Here is a 235-nt window from a genome sequence, read left to right on the forward strand (position 1 = left end):
CCTGCTTCAACCATCTTTTCAGCTGACCATATAGAAAAAGGCTTAACTATGTTTTTAAATGTATAAGCAGCAGCATCTTTAGCTGAAATACCTGCTTCAATCAACTTCTCAGCTGACCATATAGAAAAAGGCTTAACTATATTTTCAAATGTATAAGCAGCAGCATCTTTAGCTGAAACACCTGCTTCAACCATCTTTTCAGCTGACCATATAGAAAAAGGCTTAACTATGTTTT

Annotated in this window: 1 protein-coding gene; it reads right to left on the minus strand. The window is 35.3% G+C overall.

Annotated elements, in window-relative coordinates:
* Positions 1–235 (minus strand): hypothetical protein (locus NF27_RS12205; RefSeq protein WP_161791754.1); only part of this gene is annotated, 235 nt, incomplete at both ends.

Source organism: Candidatus Jidaibacter acanthamoeba (assembly GCF_000815465.1).
Classification (GTDB): Bacteria; Pseudomonadota; Alphaproteobacteria; order Rickettsiales; family Midichloriaceae; genus Jidaibacter; species Jidaibacter acanthamoebae.